The following is a 19,985-nucleotide window of genomic DNA, read 5'->3' as shown; positions in this document are numbered from 1 at the left end:
CTAAGTGCTCAGATGCTCTCAACGGACCTTGCCGGCTTTCCAGGCGTCGAGCAGCGTCTGGTAGGCGATGGTTTCGCCTTTAGGCTTCTCGTTGGCCAGCTTCTTCCAAGGCGCCTGCTTGTCGGACAGCCATTTGCCTGGATCGCTCTTCTTGTTGAGCTTCGGCGCACAGCGTGCCATCCCGGCGCGCTCCAGGCGGGCCAGAACCTTGTCCATCTCGTCTGCAAGGTTGTCCATGGCGTTCTGCGGCGTCTTCTCACCGGTCACAGCCTGGGCCACGTTCTTCCACCACAGCTGCGCGAGCTTGGGATAGTCAGGAACGTTGGTTCCTGTCGGGCTCCACGCCACGCGAGCAGGGCTGCGATAGAACTCCACCAGACCACCCAGTTTGGGGGCCATGTCGGTCATGGCCTTGCTCTGGATATCGGACTCGCGAATCGGTGTCAGGCCGACCAGGGTCTTCTTCAGGCTCGTGGACTTGGCAGTGATGAACTGGGCGTACAGCCAGGCGGCAGCCGTCTTGCTGGCATCGTGGTCCTTGAAGAAGGTCCAGCTCCCAACGTCCTGGTAGCCGTTTTGCATGCCCTGCTTCCAGTAGGGACCGTTCGGGCCAGGGGCCATGCGCCACTTGGGCGTGCCGTCGGCATTGACCACTGGCAAACCTGGCTTGGTCATGTCGGCGGTGAAGGCGGTGTACCAGAAGATCTGCTGTGCAATCTGGCCTTGCGCAGGCACTGGGCCAGCTTCCCCAAAGGTCATGCCAATGGCTTCCTTGGGTGCGTACTTCTTCATCCAGTCGACGTACTTGGTGAGTGCGTAGACGGCAGCTGGTGAGTTGGTGGCGCCGCCTCGCTCCACGGATGCACCAACGGGAGTGCACTTGTCGTCAGCGACGCGAATGCCCCACTCGTCGATGGGCAGACCATTGGGCGTGCCGATGTCGGCCGTACCCGCCATGGACAACCAGGCGTCAGTGAAACGCCATCCCAGCGATGGGTCTTTCTTGCCGTAGTCCATGTGGCCATAGATGGGCTTGCCGTCAATGGTCTTGACATCGTTGGAGAAGAACTCGGCGATGTCCTCATAGGCTGACCAGTTCAGGGGCACGCCGAGGTCGTAGCCATACTTGGCCTTGAACTTGTCCTTGAGGTCGTTTCGCTCGAACAGGTCGGCACGGAACCAGTACAGGTTGGCGAACTGCTGGTCGGGGAGCTGGTAGAGCTTGCCATCAGGCGCTGTGGTGAACTTGGTGCCGATGTAGTCCTTGATGTCGATACCGGGGTTGGTGAACTCCTTGCCTGCCCCGCTCATGTAGTCGGTCAGGTTGAGAATCTGGCCATAGCGGTAGTGGGTCCCGATGAGGTCAGAGTCAGAGATCCAGCCGTCGTAGATGGACTTGCCCGACTGCATGGAGGTCTGCAGCTTCTCGACCACGTCGCCTTCTTGGATCAGGTCGTGGTTGACCTTGATGCCCGTGATCTCGGCAAAGGCCTTGGCCATGGTCTTGGACTCGTACTCATGGGTGGTGATCGTCTCTGAAACCACGTTGATCTCGTTGACGCCTTTGGCCTTGAGCTTGGCTGCAGCCTCGATGAACCACTTCATCTCGGCCAGCTGCTGGTCTTTGCTCAGGGTTGAGGGCTGGAATTCGCTCTCGACCCACCTTTTGGCCGCCGCCTCATCGGCCCAGACCGAGGTGGTGCCCAGCGCGAGCGCTGCAGCGATCGCCAGGGCTGAAGTACGCAATTTCATGGCATGTCTCCTATTGGATTCGTCGTTCATAAATACCGCTGCCCCTCTTCTGGTCGGGTTTCCTCGGCCCCGGGGCAGCGCCGGGCCGGATTCCGATGACTTGCTCTGGTTTCCTTCAGGTTTCGCGTGCTTTCCTCAGCCTTTGCGCATGACCACGGCCAGCGCCAGCATGGAGCACACGAAACTGATCCAGACGCTGGGTTCCTCCTCCAGCTCAAACCATTCGAGAAAATGCTCACCGAGGCCAACAAAGGCCAGATTGATGTAGGCGGCCAGCAAGAGGCCAATGAACAGCCGGTCGCCGCGCGTGGTGGCGATGGGAAGAAAGCCCTTGCGCAAGGTGGTGGGGGACTTGATCTCCCAGACCGTCATGCCGATGAGCATGAGCGCGATGCAAGTAAAGAACACCGCAACAGGTGTGGTCCAGACCATCCAGTCAAACATGTCCACCCCCGCGCCGGGCAACGCCCGTCACCCCCTCAAGGGGGCGATGCCATTGGGCCGGCAAAGCCGGACCTTCGGCATCCCTTGGTTGGGCATTGGATGGCCTGCAAGATTTTTGCATCCACCAGTTTTGGGCATTTCGCTCGAACATATTGAATGTTTCCAGATTGCTGTTCATCACACGCGTCCCATGGCGAAGCCCTTGGCGATGTAGTGGCGAACAAACCAGATGACGATGGCGCCTGGGACGATGGTCAGCACGCCGGCTGCTGCGAGCGTGGCCCAATCCATCCCGGAAGCACTGACCGTGCGGGTCATGGTGGCGACGATGGGTTTGGCGTTCACGCTGGTCAGCGTGCGGGCCAGCAGCAACTCGACCCAGCTGAACATGAAGCAGAAGAATGCGGCCACGCCCACACCGGCCTTGATGAGCGGCAGGAAGATGGTCAGGAAGAAGCGCGGGAAGCTGTATCCGTCGATGTAGGCGGTTTCGTCAATTTCCCGCGGGATGCCACTCATGAACCCCTCCAGAATCCACACCGCCAGTGGCACGTTGAACAGCAGATGCGCCAGCGCCACGGCAATGTGTGTGTCCATGAGGCCCACCGTGGTGTAGAGCTGAAAGAAAGGCAGCAGGAACACGGCTGGCGGTGTCATCCGGTTGGTGAGCAACCAGAAGAAAACGTGCTTGTCGCCAATGAAGCTGTAGCGGCTGAACGCATACGCCGCTGGCAATGCCACGGTGATGGAGATCACTGAGTTGATGGCCACATAAATCAGGCTGTTGATATAGCCCGAGTACCAGCTCTCATCGGTGAAGATGGTCTTGTAATTGTCCCAGGTGAAGTGCTGCGGCCACAACGAGAAAGACGCCAGGATCTCTTCATTGGTCTTGAAGCTCATGTTGAGCATCCAGTAGATTGGCAGCAGTGCAAAGATCAGGTATGCGATCAGGAAGAGGCTGCGTTTCTTGAAGCGAGTTTCATTCATGGTTCGCTCCTTCCTTTTGTGCCGTGCCCAGGCGCTGCATCCAGTTGTAGAGCACGAAGCAGAACAAGAGGATGATGAGGAAATAGATCAGGGAGAAGGCCGCAGCAGGACCAAGGTCGAACTGACCCACTGCCTTTTGCGTCAGGTACTGCGAGAGGAACGTCGTCGCATTTCCTGGACCGCCTCCGGTGAGCACGAAGGGCTCGGTGTAAATCATGAAGCTGTCCATGAAGCGGAGCAGCACTGCGATCATGAGCACCCCACGCATCTTGGGCAACTGGATGTAGCGGAACACCGAAAACTTGCTGGCACCGTCGATGCGGGCCGCCTGGTAGTACGCATCCGGGATCGAGCGCAGGCCGGCGTAGGCCAGCAATGCCACCAACGGGGTCCAGTGCCAAACGTCCATGAGCAACACAGTGAACCAGGCCTGGGTGGCATCACCTGTATAGCTGTAGTCGAAGCCAAGGGCCTCCAGCGAATGGCCGAGCAAGCCAATGTCGGTACGCCCGAATATTTGCCAGATGGTGCCAACCACATTCCATGGAATGAGAAGCGAGAGCGCAACCACCACCAGGGTGACGGACGCTCTCCAGCCCTGAGCAGGCATGGCCAGCGCCAGCGCAATGCCGAGCGGAATTTCGACCAGCAGAACAGCCAGCGAGAACTTCATCTGATTCCAGAGGGCGGCGTGAAGATCCTCGTCCCGCAAGACCTCGGCAAACCACTCCACGCCCACGTAGACACGCCGCTCAGGCGAGATGATGTCCTGTACGGAGTAGTTCACCACCGTCATCAAGGGAAGAATGGCAGAAAACGCCACGCAAATGAACACCGGCAGGATGAGTAGCCAGGCACGCTGATTGACGGGTTTGTTTTGTGGTGCGCTCATGCCACCAACTCCTCATTGGCGTAAAAACAGGTGTGTTCGTTCAACACCTGCAGGCCAAGCAACTGCCCGACCTCCGGGGGTGCCACATCGCCAGCCAGGCGAGCCTTCAAGGTTTGACCCTGCGTTTCCACGGTCAGCAAGAAGTAGGTGCCGATGTCTTGCACGCGGGTGACACGCGCATCAAGAGCGCCGTGGGCACCTGCTTCACACAGCGCCAGATACTCAGGCCGAACTCCGAGGCACAGTTCACCTTCGGGAAGATTGAGGTGCGCTGCATCAAAGCTCGCGCCATTGAGGCGCAGCTGACCGGCCTCCACCCTCGCGGGGAGAAAGTTCATGCCAGGCGAGCCGATGAAATGCCCGACGAACTCGTGCTGAGGTCTTTCGAACAAGGCATCTGGTGTGCCCACTTGAACGACGCGGCCACGCGTCATCACGACAACCTGGTCGGCAAACGTCAGCGCCTCCACCTGATCGTGCGTGACATAAATGAGGGTGAGCCTGAGCTCCTGGTGAATCTGTTTGAGCTTCCGTCGCAACTGCCACTTGAGATGCGGGTCAATCACGGTCAGCGGCTCATCAAAGAGAACTGCGGACACATCAGGCCGAACCAGGCCACGACCGAGCGAGATTTTTTGCTTCTGGTCAGCGGAGAGGCCGGCGGCACGCATGTCGAGCTGGTGACTCATCTCGAGCATCTCTGCGATCTGTCCGACACGCTTTTTGATCTCAGCCTGCGGGACGCCACGGTTCTTCAGGGGAAATGCGAGGTTCTGGGCCACCGTCATCGTGTCGTAGATGACCGGAAACTGAAACACTTGCGCAATGTTCCGCTCCTGAGGTGTGGCCCGCGTGACATCTTTGCCATCAAACTTGACGCTCCCATGCGAGGGTGCGATCAGGCCCGACATGATGTTGAGCATGGTTGTCTTGCCGCAGCCTGAAGGCCCGAGCAAAGCGTAGGCACCACCATCTTCAAAGCTCATGTTCAGAGGCAGCAGCGCGTAGTCGCTGTCTTGTGTCGGGTTCGCCCCATAGGCGTGGGCGAGGTCGAGATCGATACGGCTCATGCCTGCCCTCCCGGTGTGTTGTGACGCACGGGTGCAATGACGAGCGAGCCGTCTTCACCAAATACGTAGAGTTGCTCAGGGCTGACATGCAGAGCCAGCTGCGCGCCAAGATCGAATTCGTGCACGCCGGTCAACTGCGCGACCAGGTCGCCCACTGCCGACCTGGCATGCACAAAAGTGTCCGACCCGGAAATCTCCGCCAGCTCAACCTCGGCCTGGACAGTGATGTCGCCTTCCCGGCCCGACTCTCTCAGCGCGCTGGCGCGGATGCCAACGGTCAGTTGTGTTCCTGCGGCCTCCGGAAGATCGATACGCAGCTCGAGGCCTCCCTGAATCCGAAGGCCCTGATGCCCGCCATCCAGCGTCACGCGCTCTGCATCGAGCAAATTCATTGGCGGATCGCTGAAGGCCCGTGCGACACGCACGGATGCGGGGTAGTGGAAGACTTCGGCCGTGGGGCCGTACTGCAGTACCTCACCGGCATCGAGCACGGCGGTATAGCCGCCCAGCATGAGTGCCTCGGCTGGTTCAGTCGTGGCATAGACGACGGTCGACTGACCGACGGCGAAGAGTTGGCTCAGCTCCTCGCGCAGCTCCTCTCGCAGTTTGTAGTCGAGGTTCACCAACGGCTCGTCCAGGAGCATCAATGGCGCGTCTTTCGCCAGAGCCCTTGCCAAGGCAACCCGTTGCTGCTGTCCGCCGGAGAGTTCTGCTGGCAACCGGTCCAGAAACACTTCGATGTGGAGCTTTGCCGCCAGCTCACGCACCCGCGCATCGATCGCTTTGCGGTCGATGCCTGCGAGCTTGAGAGGCGAAGCGATGTTGTCGTAGACCCGCATGGACGGGTAATTGATGAATTGCTGGTAGACCATGGCCACGTTTCGCTGGCGCACTGGCACGCCTGTCACATCCTGGCCATCGACCAGCACCTTGCCCTGAGAAGGCGTATCCAGCCCGGCCATGATGCGCATGAGGCTGGTCTTGCCCGCCTGGGTGGCACCGAGCAACACCGTGACATCACCTGGCACCGGCGCCAGGTTGATGGGGTAAAGGTGGACCTCGGGCCCCACCGTCTTGCCCACTTGTTCTAGAGATAACTGCATGAAGGAGAAGCGTTGTGTCTCGGTCTGGTCAGATGGACACGCCCCGGCAAGCATCGTGCCGCGAGACTTGCGGCACGCAGCCGGGGAGTCACCATCTTTTTTCGTTTTGGTGATTTTAATGTTCGTTTTTGTTCCTATTGATTCGGTATTTACCCGAATGCCGATGTGATACTTTTCCGATATGTTCGAATCGATTTCGCATGACAAGCTCGAGTGAGCATGCCAAGCCCATCCACATGAACCTGTCACCCCGCCATACCCAGATGCTTGATGTGGTCCGACTCCAAGGGCCGCAGACCATCGAATCGCTCGCAGAGCAATTCGGCGTCACGCTTCAGACCGTGCGTCGCGATGTGCAGCGCCTGGCCGAAGCTGGTTTGCTCTCGCGCTTCCATGGCGGCGTGCGCTTGCCGGGGTCGACAACAGAGAACATCGCGTACCGCCAGCGCCAGGCCATCAATTCGGACGCCAAAACCCGTATTGCCAAGGCGATTGCCAGCCGCGTGCCAAACGGGTGCTCGCTGATCCTCAACATCGGCACCACCATTGAGGCCGTCGCGCGTGAGTTGACACAACACCGGGGCCTGAGGGTCATTACCAACAATTTGCATGTGGCCGCATTGCTCAGCGCCAACCCCGATTGCGAGGTCATCATTGCAGGCGGGCAAGTTCGCGCCGCCGACCAGGGCATCATGGGCGAAGCCACCGTCGAGTTCATGCGCCAGTTCAAGGTGGATATTGGCCTCATCGGCATCAGTGGCATCGAATCGGACGGCACCTTGCGCGACTATGACTACCGTGAGGTCAAAGTGGCTCGCACCATCATTGAACAGTCACGCGAGGTCTGGCTGGCCGCCGACCAAAGCAAATTCAATCGTCCGGCCATGGTCGAACTGACCAAGCTGGACGATATCGACGTGGTTTTTACCGACCAGGACCCTCCGCCGCCGTTTGATGCCCTGATGGAGCAGAACAACGTTGAGTGCGTGATTGCCACAGGTCTCGAAAGCCCATTCCAGTCTCACTGATCCTCTCAACCAGCATGTCTTATCTGCTCGCTCTTGACCAGGGAACCTCCAGTTCGCGCAGCATCGTGTTCGATGACGGTGGCCGCATCGTGGCCATGGCCCAGCGAGAATTTGCCCAGCACTATCCGCAGCCTGGCTGGGTCGAACACGAGCCCAGCGACCTGTGGGAAACACAGCTGGCCACCGCGCGAGAAGTCCTGGCAAAGTCGGGGCTGCAGGCGAGCGACATCCAGAGCGTAGGCATCACCAATCAGCGTGAGACCACCTTGCTGTGGAACCGCCGCACCGGCGAGCCGGTATACCGTGCCATTGTCTGGCAGGACCGGCGCTCAGAGGACATTTGCGCCAAGCTGCGTGAACGCGGCCTGACCGACACAGTTCTGCAAAAGACCGGGCTTCGCATCGACGCCTACTTCTCCGCCACCAAATTGTGCTGGATACTCGAGAACGTGCCCGGGGCTCGCGAGCTCGCCGACCAGGGTGAGCTGGCCTTTGGCACTGTCGACACCTGGTTGATCTGGCACCTCACAGGTGGACAGCGCCACGTGACCGACGTCAGCAACGCTTCGCGCACCATGGTGTTCAATGTGCGGGAACACGCTTGGGACAAGGAGCTGCTCGAGGCGCTGAACATCCCTGCCGCTGTCCTGCCCGAGGTACTCCCCTCATCTGCCCATTTCGGTGACATTCTTGCGGCCCACCTCGGAAAGTCGCTGCCCATTGGAGGGGTCGCCGGCGACCAGCAGAGCGCATTGTTCGGCCAGGCGTGTTTCTCTGCCGGCATGGCCAAAAACACCTACGGCACCGGTTGCTTCATGCTCATGCACACCGGAGATATTTTCCAGACCAGCGAGAACGGTTTGGTCACCACCTCGGCTGCACAGCCTGCAGGGCCAGCGCAATACGCGCTGGAAGGCAGCGTGTTCATCGGTGGCGCGGTGGTGCAATGGTTGCGCGACGGGCTCAAGGCCATCGACTCCAGCAGCGAGGTACAGCAACTGGCCGAAAGTGTGCCGGATTCGGGCGGCGTGATGCTGGTGCCGGCCTTCACAGGCCTGGGTGCGCCCTACTGGAAACCCAAGGCACGAGGGAGCATTGTCGGGATCACCCGAGGCACCACCATGGCCCACATCGCACGAGCGGCACTGGAGAGCATTGCGTACCAGAGCGCGGCCTTGCTCGAGGCCATGAGTCGCGACTCCATGGCAGCTGGCGGTGTGCCGGTGAGCGAACTGCGTGTCGATGGCGGCGCCTGCGTGAACGACCTGCTCATGCAGTTTCAGGCCGACCTCCTCGGTATTCCCGTCGTCCGGCCAGCCGTGGTGGAAACGACAGCACTGGGCGCTGCCTATTTGGCGGGTTTGCACTGCGGCATGTACAACAACCTGGAAGAGCTGGGTGACATGTGGCGAGCCGAACGCCGCTTCGAGCCCGCCATCCCCAGCGAGCAAGCCAGAGAAAAGATGGCCATGTGGGAACACGCCGTGCGTCAGGCGGTGGCTGACTGACTGACAGCGTCACGCTGCTGGCGCTACCATTGCAGGTCGGTTTTCTGTTGGAAAGAAGGCCGTGCAGCACCATTCCTGACCGAAAACACCATGCCCCTTTCAACCAGCATCACTTTCATCGGCGGCGGCAACATGGCCAGCGCCATCATCGGCGGCCTGATCAAACAAGGCCACTCTCCTGAGGTCATTCACATCGTGGAGCCATGGGACGAACAGCGCCAGCGTCTGAGAGCCCAGTTTCCGGGCGTTGCCCTGTACGATGCGGCCGGCCCATCCTTGCCACCTACCGACATGGTGGTGTGGGCGATCAAACCGCAAGTCTTCAAGGAAGTCGCGCTCGCTTCGGCCCCCACCATCAATGCCGACGCCTTGCACTTGAGTGTGGCCGCGGGCATCAGCAGCGACAACATCAGCCATTGGACGGGCAGCGAACGCGTCGTGCGTGCCATGCCCAACACGCCGGCGCTGGTCGGCCTTGGCATGACCGGTCTTTTTGCCCGTGATGCCGTGACCGCCGATGACCGGAAAATGGTCGACACCGTGGTCGCCACCACGGGCTCGTTCGTGTGGTGCGACAGCGAAGCACAACTCGACGCGGTCACAGCCCTATCAGGCTCTGGTCCAGCCTATGTGTTCTACTTTCTCGAAGCCATGCGCGACACCGGTGTTGAAATGGGACTTTCACCAGAACTTGCCATGGAGTTGGCCACCGGTACCTTCATCGGAGCCGCCACGCTGGCCCAACGCTCTGACGAGCCACCTCAGACCTTGCGTGATCGTGTCACGTCGAAAGCTGGCGTCACCTTTGCTGCGCTAAGTCACATGGAAGCGCAAGGTGTCAAAGCCCACTTCCAGGGCGCCATGCGGGCGGCGAAGCAACGCTCCCAGGAGCTGGGCAAGGAGTTCGGGGACTGAACACCCCTTGTTCCTCAGAAGGCCAGGCCCAGCACCACGCCGGCAAAGACTGTGAATCCCAGCCAGTGGTTGGTGCGGAAGGCCTGAAAACAGCCTTCCCGGGTTCGACCCCGAATCAACTGCCAGTGACGTGCAACCTGAATCAGAGCCACAACGACAGCTACGCTCCACACCCACTGATTGATCTGCGGCCACAGGACCCATGTCCAGACGGCGAGATAAATGAGATAGCAGCCGATCACGGCGGGTACATCCCTGTCGCCCAGGGTGATGGCCGAGGTCTTCATGCCGATCTTGAGGTCATCGTCACGATCTACCATGGCGTATTCGGTGTCGTAGGCAATGACCCAGAACAGGTTGCCCAGCATCAAGGCCCAGGCTTGCCAATGCACACTGTTCCATGCCGTCTGCAACAGGCCGAGGCCAGACAGATCAGCCTCGAATATGGACTGCAGCTCCCACATCGGGCCCCCGTTGACAGCTGAGAACGCCATCGGGATGCCGAAGCTGAATGCCACCCCCAGAACCGCTTGCGGCATGGAGACAAGCCGCTTGGCGAACGGATAGATGATGGCCAGCAACAGCCCGGTAAAGGACCAGACTATCGTGGTGAGGTTCGTCGTCAGCACCAATAGAAATGCCACCAGAGCCAGCACTGCCCCCACCAGCAAGGCCTCTTTGACGCCAATGCGTCCGCTGGTCACTGGCCGCTGTGCCGTTCGCTTCACGTGCCTGTCAAAGTCCCGGTCGGCCACATCGTTCACACAACATCCGGCACTGCGCATCAATACCGTTCCTGCAGTGAAAACGATCAACAGGTGTATGGCAGGTACACCTCCCGCCGCTAGCCACAGGGCAGCCAGCGAAGGCCACAACAGCAAGAGCCAGCCAGCCGGTCGATTCCAGCGAATGAGGTCAAGATACAAAGACAAACGGCCGGGCGCAGGCTGAGGCTTGGGCTCCAGCACAGGGCCGTTCGGGGAAGCAGTGGTCGAACGCATAGATCAGGACAAACGGGTCACGCCCGGCAAGGCACAGGCATAGACGGCATTGCGCAACTCGGCGATGGCTTCGTAACGGGTGAAGCTGCGCCGCCATACCAGGACCACCCGGCGGGTCGGAGGCTCGCCCTCAAACGGAAGGTAACGAATGTAGGCCGAATCACCAAAATCCTGACCGCAATCGACATCGTCATCCAGTGCCGAACGCGGCACTGACAAGCGAGGTACCAGCGTCACTCCCATCCCGGCAGCCACCATGTGCTTGATGGTCTCCAGAGAAGACCCTTCAAAGCTGCGACGAATTCCCTCCGTCTCTTCACTCGCATACCGTGAAAATTCTGGACACACTTGTAACACATGATCACGGAAGCAATGACCGGTGCCCAGCAGCAGCATGGTTTCCTTCTTCAACTCGTCAGAAGTCACACTCCCTTTGGCGGCCAGCGGGTGATTCACCGGCACGGCCGCCATGAACGGTTCGTCATACAAAGGCGCGACCGCGAGGTTCGTGTCCGGGAATGGTTCAGCCAGAATCGCGCAGTCAATCTCACCCAGGCGAAGCAACTCCAGTAGCTTGACGGTGAAATTCTCTTGCAGCATCAGCGGCATTTGCGGAGAGCGGTCGATCACCTGCCGAACCAGATCAGGGAGCAGGTAGGGGCCGATGGTGTAGATCACACCCAAGCGAAGTGGTCCCGCCAGCGGATCCTTTCCCCGCTTGGCGATTTCCTTGATGGATGCAGCTTGCTCCAGCACGGTTTGCGCCTGACGAACGATTTCGTCACCCAAAGGCGTGACGGCGATCTCGCTCGCGTTGCGCTCAAAGATCTTCACTTCCAGCTCTTCTTCAAGCTTCTTGATCGCCACCGACAAAGTCGGCTGCGAAACAAAGCAGGCCTCTGCCGCCTTGCCAAAGTGCTTTTCGCGAGCCACGGCCACGATGTACTTGAGTTCGGTCAGTGTCATGCCCGTATTGTGCGACGAGTTGGGCCTTCAAGGCACCTCACCCCCTCCCTGACCTGAAACGCCTGGGAACGCCTGAACATGCTCAGCTGTCATCCCCCGAATGCAGTACCCACAACCGGGTATCGAATTATTCAGGTTGTAACCGTAGAGTCGTAACCGCGCATATCGACTCAGCGGCATACATACAACATCAGGCGCAAACGCACTCCATTTCGTGGTGAGCGTCAGCGGGTCAACCGGATGCGGGGGAATACACAAAACCTACCTCATCCGGATGACAGGAGGACAGTCTTCTCCCCAACCGGGAGGAACCCGCTGACGAGCGAAGTCCATAGACTGAGCTCACCCGCTTTTCCTTTCCTTACACAGCCTGATGGAGGGCAACATGAACAAGAAGTTCCCCATGAAAACCACCCTGTCGGCATTGCTGGCAGCCTTTGCTCTGGCCGCCTGCGGCGGCGGCAGTGACGACGAGGGCGACGACGCTCCGCCGGCAGCAGCCGAAGCCGCGGACAAGTACGTTGGCACCTGGTCAAGTGCCTGCGAACCCTCTGGTGGCTCATCAAGAAACTATGTGTGGACGCTGAACAAGGCAGGCGCCGCAGCTGTCACTGGCAACCATGCCATCAACACCTGGACCAACGCCACCTGCACCGGAACCCCCAATTCCGTCAACAACTTGAGTCTTGCTTTCACCATCGATGCAACGGGCACTGCCAGCGGCAAGATTGTTGACAAGACCTCAGCGAGCGTCAGTGTCGGCGGCCAGGTCAAATTGCTCTTTGCTATCGAAAGCAACACCATGTATTCATCTGCCTACCTCGCTTCACCGCCAGACGCAGATGGCTACCCCACACTGCTCAAGCTGGACCGCCCACTCATGAAGTGAAGTCACGAACCTGACTCCTGAGCAGACTCAGCAGGAGCTGCCGCGACTCTAGAGCTGTCGCGGCAGCTTTTTTTCCAATAAGCTCCATTCAAGCCTGAAAGCCAAGGCACTTGCCTACAGAGGGCAGTGAGCTTGCGCATCATCCGAGGCTTCTATCGGCCCAAAACGTCCACACGGCGGCCACCCGTCAGCACTCTGTTGCACAAGCGATCAACTGCTTACAGCACTGGCACACTGGCGCCGTAGGATCATGCCTACCGCGGCTTCGGCACACCGCCCGAAGTGTGCAAACTGACGCGCCTTGCACCCAGAATCCCCTCACATATGCACCACATTCAGCGCTTCACCCGGATCGCCTTGGCCGGCATTCTCTCCACCGCCTTGCTGGGCTGCGGCGGCAGCGATGAAGACAGTGCCGACGCCACAGACAAGACCGATCCTGCAGCCAAGTACGTGGGCAACTGGTCCACTGGGTGCATCCGGACCAGCAGCGTGTCTTCTTTCTGGCGAGAAGGCCACTATGAGAGAACCGGCGATCATTCGCTTCACGTCAGCGGAACAACCGACCGCTACAGCACACCCGACTGTTCCGGCGATGCGCGCACACGAAACTTCGTGGCGGATGTGGTGATCGACGAGCAGGGCAGCTGGCGAGGCCACACCGTGGACAAAGTGACCATCGAGGTCACCGTCAACGGATTCAGCTTCCGATACCGAGCACTCTTCCTCATCCGCGACCATCACTTCTACGGCGCCGTCGAGCTCGACAAGCGCGATGAGCACTATCCGGCTGACGTCGACGAGAGCGTCTCCTCGCGCAAACAGTGAATGGAAAACATGAGGTCGATCGCAAGATGATCGACCCGCCATGGCCACGAGGCCATCTCAAGCCTTGAGGTAGTCCTGCTTGTTGCCCAGCCACCGCTCAACATGGCGATCGGCTTCGCGAGGGTGCTCATCAAGCATGGACCTCGCGGCCTCGCGCGCCCACTGCAGCAAGTGCCCATCGGCAGCCAGATCGGCAAACCGCAGCATGGGTGCACCCGACTGGCGCGAGCCCATGAACTCTCCCGGCCCTCGAATCTCCAGGTCGCGCCGCGCGATCTCGAAACCGTCGTTCGTCTCGGCCATGGCTTTCAGCCGCGAGCGCGCCGTCTCCCCCAGGCGGCCGCCCTCCGGGGGCGTGTACATCAGCACGCACGCCGATGCGGCTGCGCCACGCCCCACACGCCCTCGCAACTGGTGCAGCTGCGACAAGCCGAATCGCTCCGCGTGCTCGATCACCATCAGCGAAGCGTTGGGCACATCCACGCCCACTTCGATCACGGTGGTGGAGACGAGTACACCCATGTCGCCCGCAGAGAACAACTGCATCACGGCTTTCTTCTCGGCTGGTGGCATGCGCGAATGCAGCAAGCCCACCATCACCCCCGGCAAAGACTGCGACAGTTCTGCATGAGTGGCAGTGGCGTTGGACAAATCCAGCGCCTCGCTCTCTTCAATCAGAGGGCACACCCAGTACACCTGACGGCCCTGCCCGATCTGCGCGCGTATGCGGTCAAGAAGCTCCGCGCGTCGAGAGTCGGACACCACCTTGGTCACGATGGGTGTTCTGCCGGGTGGAAGCTCATCAATCGTGGAAACATCCAGATCCGCGTAGTAGCTCATGGCCAGCGTGCGAGGAATCGGCGTTGCACTCATCATCAACATGTGGGGTTCGAGCGCTGACCCCCACGCTCCGCCGCTTCGCGGGTCGCTGCCCCCCGAGGGGGCTGCGTCGCCTTGGGGCGGCCCGGCGGCAACGCGCTCTTCCGGCCCCCACGCTCCGCCGCTTCGCGGGTCGCTGCCCCCCGAGGGGGCTGCGTCGCCTTGGGGCGGCCCGGCGGCAACGCTGGTTGTCAACTTACTTCTGAGCGCCAAACGTTGCGCCACGCCAAAGCGATGCTGTTCATCGATGATGGCCAGGCCCAGGCGCTGGAACTGCACCTGATCCTGGATCACGGCGTGCGTGCCCACCACCAGTGCAGCTTCGCCACTGGCGATGAGTGACAACATCTCGTTGCGCTGCTTTTTCTTCTGGCTGCCAGTCAGCCAGGCGACTCGCTTGCCCATGGGCTCAAGCAAAGGCTCCAGCCAGGTCACCAGCTTGGCAAAATGCTGCTCGGCCAGAATTTCCGTGGGCGCCATCAGAGCGCATTGCCAGCCTTCTCCCATGGCCACTGCCGCTGCCAGCGCTGCTACCACCGTTTTCCCGGAGCCCACATCGCCCTGAAGCAACCTGTGCATGGGCACCCGCCGGGCCAGATCGCGTGCAACCTCCTCCACCACGCGGCGCTGGGCACCGGTGAGCGTAAACGGCAGCACCGCCAGCAATTGCTCCTGCAAACCACCCGGCTTCGTTGCCAACGAGGGCGCCCGCAGCGCGTCGCGTTCGCGCTTTGCCGCCAATTGCGAGAGCTGCTGAGCCAGCAATTCTTCAGCCTTGAGGCGTTGCCAGGCCGGATGCGAGTGATCTTCCAGCGCCCCGAGCGACACATCGGGCGTGGGGTTATGCAGGAACCGCAGCGCCTCCTGCAGGCTGACCAACTGCCCTCTTCGCTCTGTCATCACACGGGCCAGTGCTTCGCCCACCGGCAGTGGCAAGGTCTCCGACAAGTCGGCTCGACGCAGGCCGCTGAGCACCGCTTTGCGCAGGTAGGCCTGGGGCAACTGTGCGCTCGTGGGATAGACGGGCGTGAGGGCATCGGGCAATTCACCACCGGCGCCGCGGAAGGTGGGGTGCATCATGGTCCGCCCGGCAAAACCGAAGCCTCCCTTGAGCTCACCTCGCACCCTGACCCGCGCACCGATGGCCAGGGTCTTCTGGTGCGCCGGGTAAAACGTGAAAAAGCGCAGCGTACAGGTATCGCTGCCATCGTCCAAGGTCACCAGCAATTGCCGCCTCGGACGATAGGCCACGTTGCTGTCGGTGACCACGCCCTCGATCTGCACCACCTGACCATCGCGGGCATCGGCCAGCTTCGTGATCCGGGTTTCGTCCTCGTAGCGCAGCGGCAGATGCAAAGCCAGGTCGATGTCGCGCACCAGCCCAAGCTTGCGCATGGCCTTTTGAGGGGCGGACAGCGGTTTGTCCTTGGCAGAAGAAGTCTTGGCAGGAGTCTCGGGCATGGGACAATGCTGACTGTAACCTCTCCTTTCTTGGCACGGGCCGGTACAGCCCTCAAGCACCATGACAGACTCACACCGCACCGCGTTTGGCGACTACAGCGTCGTCGATTTCGACTTCGAGCTTCCCCCCGAGCTGATCGCGCAACACCCGGCCGAAGAGCGCAGTGCTTCCCGGCTGCTGGATGGTACCTGCGCCGAGCCAGTGGATCGGCACTTTCGGGATCTGCCCAGCCTGCTGTCTCCTGGCGACCTGCTGGTGTTCAACGACACCCAGGTGGTCAAGGCCCGCCTTTACGGCGAAAAGGCATCGGGCGGGAAACTGGAGCTGCTGATCGAGCGCGTGCTGCTTCCACAGGAGTCCACCGATGGCGCATCCCGACACGAAGTGGTAGGACACCTCCGTGTGAGCAAGAAGCCACTGCCGGGCGGGCTGATGCACTTCGCCGGCGGACGGCATGGCGGCGGATTCGATGCGACCTTTCTGGGCCGATGGCCCGACGAACAAGGCCAGTTGTTCCGCTTGCACCTGCAAGGACCGAATGACGAAGACCCCTATGCGCTGATGGCCCGACACGGTCATGTGCCCCTGCCGCCCTACATCACACACGAAGACAGCGCTGATGACGAGCGCCGCTACCAGACTGTGTTCGCCAAGGTGCCCGGTGCAGTGGCGGCGCCCACCGCAGCCCTGCATTTCGATGAGTCGGTGCTGGCTGCGCTGCAAGAAAAAGAGGTGCACACGGCCAGCGTCACACTCCACGTGGGTGCAGGCACGTTCGCACCAATGAAGGTTGAGCGCATTGCGGAACATGTCATGCACCATGAGCGTTACGCCGTGCCCGACAGCACACTGGCCGCCCTCCAGGCTTGCCGTTCCCGGGGTGGCAATGTCGTCGCGGTGGGCACCACCACGGTTCGCACCCTGGAGAGCTGGGCCGCCAGTGGCGAGACCAAAGGCGATACCAACATCTTCATCACACCGGGATATGACTTCAAGGTGGTGGACAAGCTCATCACCAACTTCCATTTACCCAAAAGCACCCTGATGATGCTGGTCAGCGCATTCGCCGGCTACGAAGAAATTCGCCGCCTTTACCGGCATGCGATCGAGCATCAGTACCGGTTCTTCAGCTATGGCGATTCGATGCTGCTCAGCCGCAAGCGTTGAACCAACGGAGCCATCAAGAGAGCACAGGCATCCGCAGTCCAACGGAGGAAGATGAGAGCATGAACAAGCACCATCGGATTCTGGTCTTGGGTGGACACGGCAATTTTGGCGCTCGCATTTGCAAGCGGCTGGCCTCCGACCCGGGCATTGAGCTCATGGTGGCAGCCCGCCGCCACGACAAGGCCCGCGCCTTTGCACAGACGCTACGGGGAGCCGCGCAAGCCGTGATGCTCGACGCACAACGCCCCGACCTTGCACAAACCTTGCGCAAGTTGCAGGTCCATACCCTCATCCATACGGCGGGGCCGTTTCAGGCCCAGGAGTACCTGGTGGCACGCGCCTGCGCTGAAGCGGGTGCGCACTATATCGACCTGGCAGATGGCCGCGAATTTGTCTGCGCGTTTCCGAACGCCCTCAACAGCGCATTCACTGCAGCCGGGAAGCTGGCTGTTTCAGGCGCCAGCACGGTGCCCGCCCTTTCATCGGCAGTGGTGGACCACCTCACCATCGGGTGGCAAGCCATAGACAGCATCGATGTTTGCATCGCTCCTGCACAGTCTGCCCCGCGAGGCCAAGCCACCATCGCGGCGGTCCTGAGCTACTGCGGTCGCCCGATTCCGGTCTGGCAGGATGGCAAGTGGCAAAGCACAATCGGGTGGGCCAGCCCGACCCCGGTGCAGTTTGCGCACATGAAGCCAAGACTGGGAGCGGTCTGCGACATTCCCGACCTGCAATTGTTCCCTGAGCATTACAGCGTCAGAAACAGCGTCCGGTTCCGCGCCGCACTTGAAGTGGGCCTGTCTCAACGCGCCTTCGCCTGGCTGGCCTACTGCGTACAACGCGGCTGGATTCGCCACCCCGAGCGCTTGGCATCCGTGATGCACCGCTTTGCCCCCATGTTCGATCGATGGGGCTCAGCCCTGGGGGGCATGGTGGTGTCTGTGGATGGACTGGATGAGCAGGGCAAGGCGATACATCGCGAATGGCATATCAGTGCCGATAACGACCACGGCCCTGAAATTCCCACCATGGCCGCCATCCTCCTGGCCCGCCAGCTCGCCTCGGGCCATCCAGGCGGCAAGGTCGGCGCACACACGGCCACCAGTCTGCTGCCTCTCGATGCGTTTCAGTCCGAGTTCAAGCACTGGGGCATGGTCACTGAGATTCGGCAGCATGCTCAAGACTGAACGCCCCGAGCTGCGCTACCTGCGCTGGAGCCTGGTCGCTGTCTGGCTGCTCACCGCCCTGGTGTCCCTGCTGGAGTGGAACGGCCAAAGCCGCGAGCTCTTGACCGCCTGGGGGTCCGGGCGCGACGCCTGGAAATCGGCGGCCATCGGATCAGGCGCGATGCTGGACCTGCTGCTGGGGCTGGCTTTGTGGTTTCGCCCCGGTCGAGCGGTCTACTGGATTTGCCTGGTCATGGTTCTCACCATGACAGTCATGGCCAGCGTGTGGGCGCCGGAGCAATGGCTGCATCCCCTCGGCCCGCTGAGCAAGAATCTGCCAATCCTGGCCATACTCTGGCTACTGATCCGGCACACAGACCAGGTGCGCGACATTCCATGAACACCTATCTGCTGATCAAGTGGTCGCACATCCTGTCCAGTGTCTTGCTCGTGGGCACCGGGTTTGGCACGGCGTTCTACCTTTACTTTGCCAACCGAAGCCGCAACGTGGCGGCCCAGGCCGTGGTGAGCCGGCTGGTAGTCAGGGCTGATTGGTGGTTCACCACCCCTGCGGCCATCTACCAGCCGATCTCCGGGCTCTGGATGGCCCACATGGCCGGTTGGCCACTCAATACCACCTGGATCGCTGCCTCACTCGGGCTCTACATCCTGAGCGGCGCCCTGTGGCTGCCAGTGGTGAAAATGCAACTCGACATGGCCCGAATCGCGGAGGAAGCGTCTCGCAAAGGCGCAACAGAGTTGCCTCCACGCTACTGGCAACTGGCCCGGCGATGGGAATGGTGTGGCTATCCCGCCTTTGTTTCCATGTTGGTCACCTACGGGCTCATGGTGTTCAAGCCGGCGTGATTCAGCGCACGCGCTTGTGTCGTCCCGGCTGCACCAGAGACTATTTTGTAACAAGTCCAGGCCCCAAACTGGTGCTTTTGATCGCATTTACAGGCAAAATCTCGCCTGCACCGTGCAACTGCAACCATAACGACAAGCTATTTCCGTGATCGAGATCCTGACCCGCCTGGGCTTGGCCCTTGCCCTGTCTCTTGGCATTTCCCTTTTGCTGGCCTGGGGCTGGGACCAGTCCGACCACTCTGCCGCACACGCCCAGACGACGTCGTTGGCAGACAACACTTCCAGCTCAGAAGCCAGCCGCTGACACCCGGCTGTTGGGCCCTGGCGACAACTGGCACAGCGAGTCCGGCGCCGCCAAGCATTGAAGAATGGCTCACGGGTAGCCGCCCTCCCGCTGCGTCGCCTGGCGGATAGCTCGTGCAGCGAACCCATCGCTCCCCCTTTTTGCGAAGACCATGCGCCTCAGCCTGCGGGACATCGTCCACCCACCCAGGCATGCCGACTGTCTCACTATGCGACGCCCACAGCGGCATTTGATGTTGATCAATGGCCGCTTTTGCAGATCGCATAGCCTGAGTGCATTCAACCGACTCTTTAGGAGAATGCACGATGAAATCCGCCGCAACCCGCCGTTTGAGCGCCATGGCCATGGGAGCTTTGCTCTCCACGGCTGCCGGGATGGCACAAGCCGAAGCCCCGACCGAGCAGGAAGCCCTCAAGCTGGCAACCGGTGCCGGCTGCATGACCTGCCACCACATTGATCCCAGCGCCAAAGGACCTGATGGCATGGCCCCGATCGGTCCCGCTTGGAAGGACGTGTCCGCCAAATACGCGGGGCAGACAGATGCACAAGCGAAGCTGACGCAAATCGTGCTGGCGGGCAGCAGCCCTTACGAAAGCCACTGGAAGGGCAAAGTCAGTGGCTTGTCCATGCCACCGAACAAAGTCGCCATCTCTGAGGCAGATGCCGGCAAGCTGGTCAGCTGGATTCTGACCCTCAAGTAAGCACAGCCCGTCATACGACGAAGGGGAAACGCGGCCGAGTTCCCCGTGGATCG

20 protein-coding genes are annotated in these 19,985 nt (G+C 60.7%); 11 read left to right on the top strand and 9 right to left on the bottom strand.

Going from position 1 to position 19,985, the window contains the following annotated elements; genetic code table 11:
* Positions 1-18 precede the first annotated feature (18 nt).
* From ABWV89_RS14130 to ABWV89_RS14105, 6 genes are all read right to left on the bottom strand, one after another.
* Complete coding sequence (locus ABWV89_RS14130) at positions 19-1,752, bottom strand: ABC transporter substrate-binding protein (RefSeq protein WP_353397979.1); 1,734 nt, start codon at positions 1,750-1,752, stop codon at positions 19-21.
* Positions 1,753-1,887: 135 nt separating this feature from the next.
* Positions 1,888-2,196 carry a DUF2160 domain-containing protein gene (locus ABWV89_RS14125; RefSeq protein WP_353397976.1) on the bottom strand — a complete coding sequence of 103 codons (309 nt, stop codon included), beginning with the start codon at positions 2,194-2,196 and terminating at the stop codon, positions 1,888-1,890.
* Between the two features lie 177 nt (positions 2,197-2,373).
* Positions 2,374-3,186, bottom strand: coding sequence for a carbohydrate ABC transporter permease (locus ABWV89_RS14120; RefSeq protein ID WP_353397973.1), 813 nt, complete (start codon positions 3,184-3,186; stop codon positions 2,374-2,376).
* Complete coding sequence (locus tag ABWV89_RS14115; RefSeq protein WP_353397970.1) at positions 3,179-4,078, bottom strand: carbohydrate ABC transporter permease; 900 nt, start codon at positions 4,076-4,078, stop codon at positions 3,179-3,181. Before ABWV89_RS14115 ends, ABWV89_RS14120 begins: the two co-directional genes overlap by 8 nt.
* Positions 4,075-5,148 carry an ABC transporter ATP-binding protein gene (locus ABWV89_RS14110; RefSeq protein WP_353397968.1) on the bottom strand — a complete coding sequence of 358 codons (1,074 nt, stop codon included), beginning with the start codon at positions 5,146-5,148 and terminating at the stop codon, positions 4,075-4,077. The genes ABWV89_RS14115 and ABWV89_RS14110 overlap by 4 nt, the downstream gene beginning before the upstream one ends.
* Entirely contained in the window at positions 5,145-6,251 is a 1,107-nt protein-coding gene (locus tag ABWV89_RS14105; RefSeq protein WP_353397966.1) for an ABC transporter ATP-binding protein, read from the bottom strand. Before ABWV89_RS14105 ends, ABWV89_RS14110 begins: the two co-directional genes overlap by 4 nt.
* Positions 6,252-6,487: 236 nt before the next feature.
* On the opposite strand from ABWV89_RS14105, the gene ABWV89_RS14100 reads away from it, so the two are divergent.
* The 3 genes from ABWV89_RS14100 (at position 6,488) to proC (ending at position 9,702) form a co-directional block, all read left to right on the top strand.
* Positions 6,488-7,279 (top strand): DeoR/GlpR family DNA-binding transcription regulator, encoded by a 792-nt coding sequence (locus ABWV89_RS14100; RefSeq protein ID WP_353399264.1) that lies wholly within the window; start codon positions 6,488-6,490, stop codon positions 7,277-7,279.
* A 14-nt stretch (positions 7,280-7,293) separates the two neighbouring features.
* Positions 7,294-8,787: a glycerol kinase GlpK gene (gene glpK, locus ABWV89_RS14095; RefSeq protein ID WP_353397964.1), complete on the top strand. Its 1,494-nt coding sequence runs from the start codon at positions 7,294-7,296 to the stop codon at positions 8,785-8,787.
* A 90-nt stretch (positions 8,788-8,877) separates the two neighbouring features.
* Positions 8,878-9,702: a pyrroline-5-carboxylate reductase gene (gene proC, locus ABWV89_RS14090; RefSeq protein WP_353397961.1), complete on the top strand. Its 825-nt coding sequence runs from the start codon at positions 8,878-8,880 to the stop codon at positions 9,700-9,702.
* Between the two features lie 14 nt (positions 9,703-9,716).
* Here the strand turns inward: proC and ABWV89_RS14085 are convergent, their stop codons facing one another.
* Positions 9,717-10,703: a UbiA family prenyltransferase gene (locus ABWV89_RS14085; RefSeq protein ID WP_353397960.1), complete on the bottom strand. Its 987-nt coding sequence runs from the start codon at positions 10,701-10,703 to the stop codon at positions 9,717-9,719.
* Positions 10,704-10,706: 3 nt separating this feature from the next.
* On the bottom strand, positions 10,707-11,669 hold the full coding sequence (locus ABWV89_RS14080) for a LysR substrate-binding domain-containing protein (protein ID WP_353397957.1): 963 nt from the start codon (positions 11,667-11,669) through the stop codon (positions 10,707-10,709).
* A gap of 385 nt (positions 11,670-12,054) precedes the next feature.
* Between ABWV89_RS14080 and ABWV89_RS14075 the strand changes: the two genes are divergently transcribed.
* Together ABWV89_RS14075 and ABWV89_RS14070 are read left to right on the top strand one after the other, a co-directional pair.
* Positions 12,055-12,558 carry a hypothetical protein gene (locus tag ABWV89_RS14075; protein ID WP_353397955.1) on the top strand — a complete coding sequence of 168 codons (504 nt, stop codon included), beginning with the start codon at positions 12,055-12,057 and terminating at the stop codon, positions 12,556-12,558.
* 324 nt (positions 12,559-12,882) lie between these two features.
* Complete coding sequence (locus ABWV89_RS14070) at positions 12,883-13,386, top strand: hypothetical protein (protein ID WP_353397952.1); 504 nt, start codon at positions 12,883-12,885, stop codon at positions 13,384-13,386.
* 57 nt (positions 13,387-13,443) lie between these two features.
* Here the strand turns inward: ABWV89_RS14070 and recG are convergent, their stop codons facing one another.
* Positions 13,444-15,726 carry an ATP-dependent DNA helicase RecG gene (recG, locus tag ABWV89_RS14065; protein ID WP_353397949.1) on the bottom strand — a complete coding sequence of 761 codons (2,283 nt, stop codon included), beginning with the start codon at positions 15,724-15,726 and terminating at the stop codon, positions 13,444-13,446.
* Between the two features lie 61 nt (positions 15,727-15,787).
* Between recG and queA the strand changes: the two genes are divergently transcribed.
* The 6 genes from queA to ABWV89_RS14035 all read left to right on the top strand — a co-directional run bounded on the left by queA (position 15,788) and on the right by ABWV89_RS14035 (position 19,932).
* Positions 15,788-16,894, top strand: coding sequence for a tRNA preQ1(34) S-adenosylmethionine ribosyltransferase-isomerase QueA (gene queA / locus ABWV89_RS14060; RefSeq protein WP_353397946.1), 1,107 nt, complete (start codon positions 15,788-15,790; stop codon positions 16,892-16,894).
* A 59-nt stretch (positions 16,895-16,953) separates the two neighbouring features.
* Positions 16,954-18,081 carry a saccharopine dehydrogenase family protein gene (locus ABWV89_RS14055; RefSeq protein WP_353397943.1) on the top strand — a complete coding sequence of 376 codons (1,128 nt, stop codon included), beginning with the start codon at positions 16,954-16,956 and terminating at the stop codon, positions 18,079-18,081.
* Positions 18,068-18,460 (top strand): DoxX-like family protein, encoded by a 393-nt coding sequence (locus ABWV89_RS14050; protein WP_353397940.1) that lies wholly within the window; start codon positions 18,068-18,070, stop codon positions 18,458-18,460. Before ABWV89_RS14055 ends, ABWV89_RS14050 begins: the two co-directional genes overlap by 14 nt.
* Positions 18,457-18,927 (top strand): DUF2269 family protein, encoded by a 471-nt coding sequence (locus ABWV89_RS14045; RefSeq protein ID WP_353397938.1) that lies wholly within the window; start codon positions 18,457-18,459, stop codon positions 18,925-18,927. The genes ABWV89_RS14050 and ABWV89_RS14045 overlap by 4 nt, the downstream gene beginning before the upstream one ends.
* 145 nt (positions 18,928-19,072) lie before the next feature.
* Positions 19,073-19,231, top strand: coding sequence for a hypothetical protein (locus ABWV89_RS14040; protein ID WP_353397935.1), 159 nt, complete (start codon positions 19,073-19,075; stop codon positions 19,229-19,231).
* A 305-nt stretch (positions 19,232-19,536) separates the two neighbouring features.
* Complete coding sequence (locus ABWV89_RS14035) at positions 19,537-19,932, top strand: c-type cytochrome (RefSeq protein WP_353397932.1); 396 nt, start codon at positions 19,537-19,539, stop codon at positions 19,930-19,932.
* Positions 19,933-19,985: the final 53 nt, after the last annotated feature.

The sequence above is a fragment of the Hydrogenophaga sp. 5NK40-0174 genome (assembly GCF_040372165.1).
In the GTDB taxonomy this organism is placed as follows: domain Bacteria; phylum Pseudomonadota; class Gammaproteobacteria; order Burkholderiales; family Burkholderiaceae_C; genus Hydrogenophaga.
The sequence above is the reverse complement of the archived record's forward strand: the minus strand, read 5'-3'. Positions and strand labels throughout refer to the sequence as shown.

Bases quoted from the DNA above. Each gene is read 5' to 3' on its own strand.
- queA (WP_353397946.1), top strand. From the start codon at position 15,788: ATGACAGACTCACACCGCACCGCGTTTGGCGACTACAGCGTCGTCGAT.
- ABWV89_RS14125 (WP_353397976.1), bottom strand. From the start codon at position 2,196: ATGTTTGACTGGATGGTCTGGACCACACCTGTTGCGGTGTTCTTTACT.
- ABWV89_RS14115 (WP_353397970.1), bottom strand. From the start codon at position 4,078: ATGAGCGCACCACAAAACAAACCCGTCAATCAGCGTGCCTGGCTACTC.
- ABWV89_RS14035 (WP_353397932.1), top strand. From the start codon at position 19,537: ATGAAATCCGCCGCAACCCGCCGTTTGAGCGCCATGGCCATGGGAGCT.
- ABWV89_RS14100 (WP_353399264.1), top strand. From the start codon at position 6,488: ATGAACCTGTCACCCCGCCATACCCAGATGCTTGATGTGGTCCGACTC.
- ABWV89_RS14110 (WP_353397968.1), bottom strand. From the start codon at position 5,148: ATGAGCCGTATCGATCTCGACCTCGCCCACGCCTATGGGGCGAACCCG.
- ABWV89_RS14070 (WP_353397952.1), top strand. From the start codon at position 12,883: ATGCACCACATTCAGCGCTTCACCCGGATCGCCTTGGCCGGCATTCTC.
- proC (WP_353397961.1), top strand. From the start codon at position 8,878: ATGCCCCTTTCAACCAGCATCACTTTCATCGGCGGCGGCAACATGGCC.
- ABWV89_RS14075 (WP_353397955.1), top strand. From the start codon at position 12,055: ATGAACAAGAAGTTCCCCATGAAAACCACCCTGTCGGCATTGCTGGCA.
- ABWV89_RS14055 (WP_353397943.1), top strand. From the start codon at position 16,954: ATGAACAAGCACCATCGGATTCTGGTCTTGGGTGGACACGGCAATTTT.
- ABWV89_RS14105 (WP_353397966.1), bottom strand. From the start codon at position 6,251: ATGCAGTTATCTCTAGAACAAGTGGGCAAGACGGTGGGGCCCGAGGTC.
- recG (WP_353397949.1), bottom strand. From the start codon at position 15,726: ATGCCCGAGACTCCTGCCAAGACTTCTTCTGCCAAGGACAAACCGCTG.
- ABWV89_RS14085 (WP_353397960.1), bottom strand. From the start codon at position 10,703: ATGCGTTCGACCACTGCTTCCCCGAACGGCCCTGTGCTGGAGCCCAAG.
- ABWV89_RS14120 (WP_353397973.1), bottom strand. From the start codon at position 3,186: ATGAATGAAACTCGCTTCAAGAAACGCAGCCTCTTCCTGATCGCATAC.
- ABWV89_RS14130 (WP_353397979.1), bottom strand. From the start codon at position 1,752: ATGAAATTGCGTACTTCAGCCCTGGCGATCGCTGCAGCGCTCGCGCTG.
- ABWV89_RS14050 (WP_353397940.1), top strand. From the start codon at position 18,068: ATGCTCAAGACTGAACGCCCCGAGCTGCGCTACCTGCGCTGGAGCCTG.
- ABWV89_RS14045 (WP_353397938.1), top strand. From the start codon at position 18,457: ATGAACACCTATCTGCTGATCAAGTGGTCGCACATCCTGTCCAGTGTC.
- glpK (WP_353397964.1), top strand. From the start codon at position 7,294: ATGTCTTATCTGCTCGCTCTTGACCAGGGAACCTCCAGTTCGCGCAGC.
- ABWV89_RS14080 (WP_353397957.1), bottom strand. From the start codon at position 11,669: ATGACACTGACCGAACTCAAGTACATCGTGGCCGTGGCTCGCGAAAAG.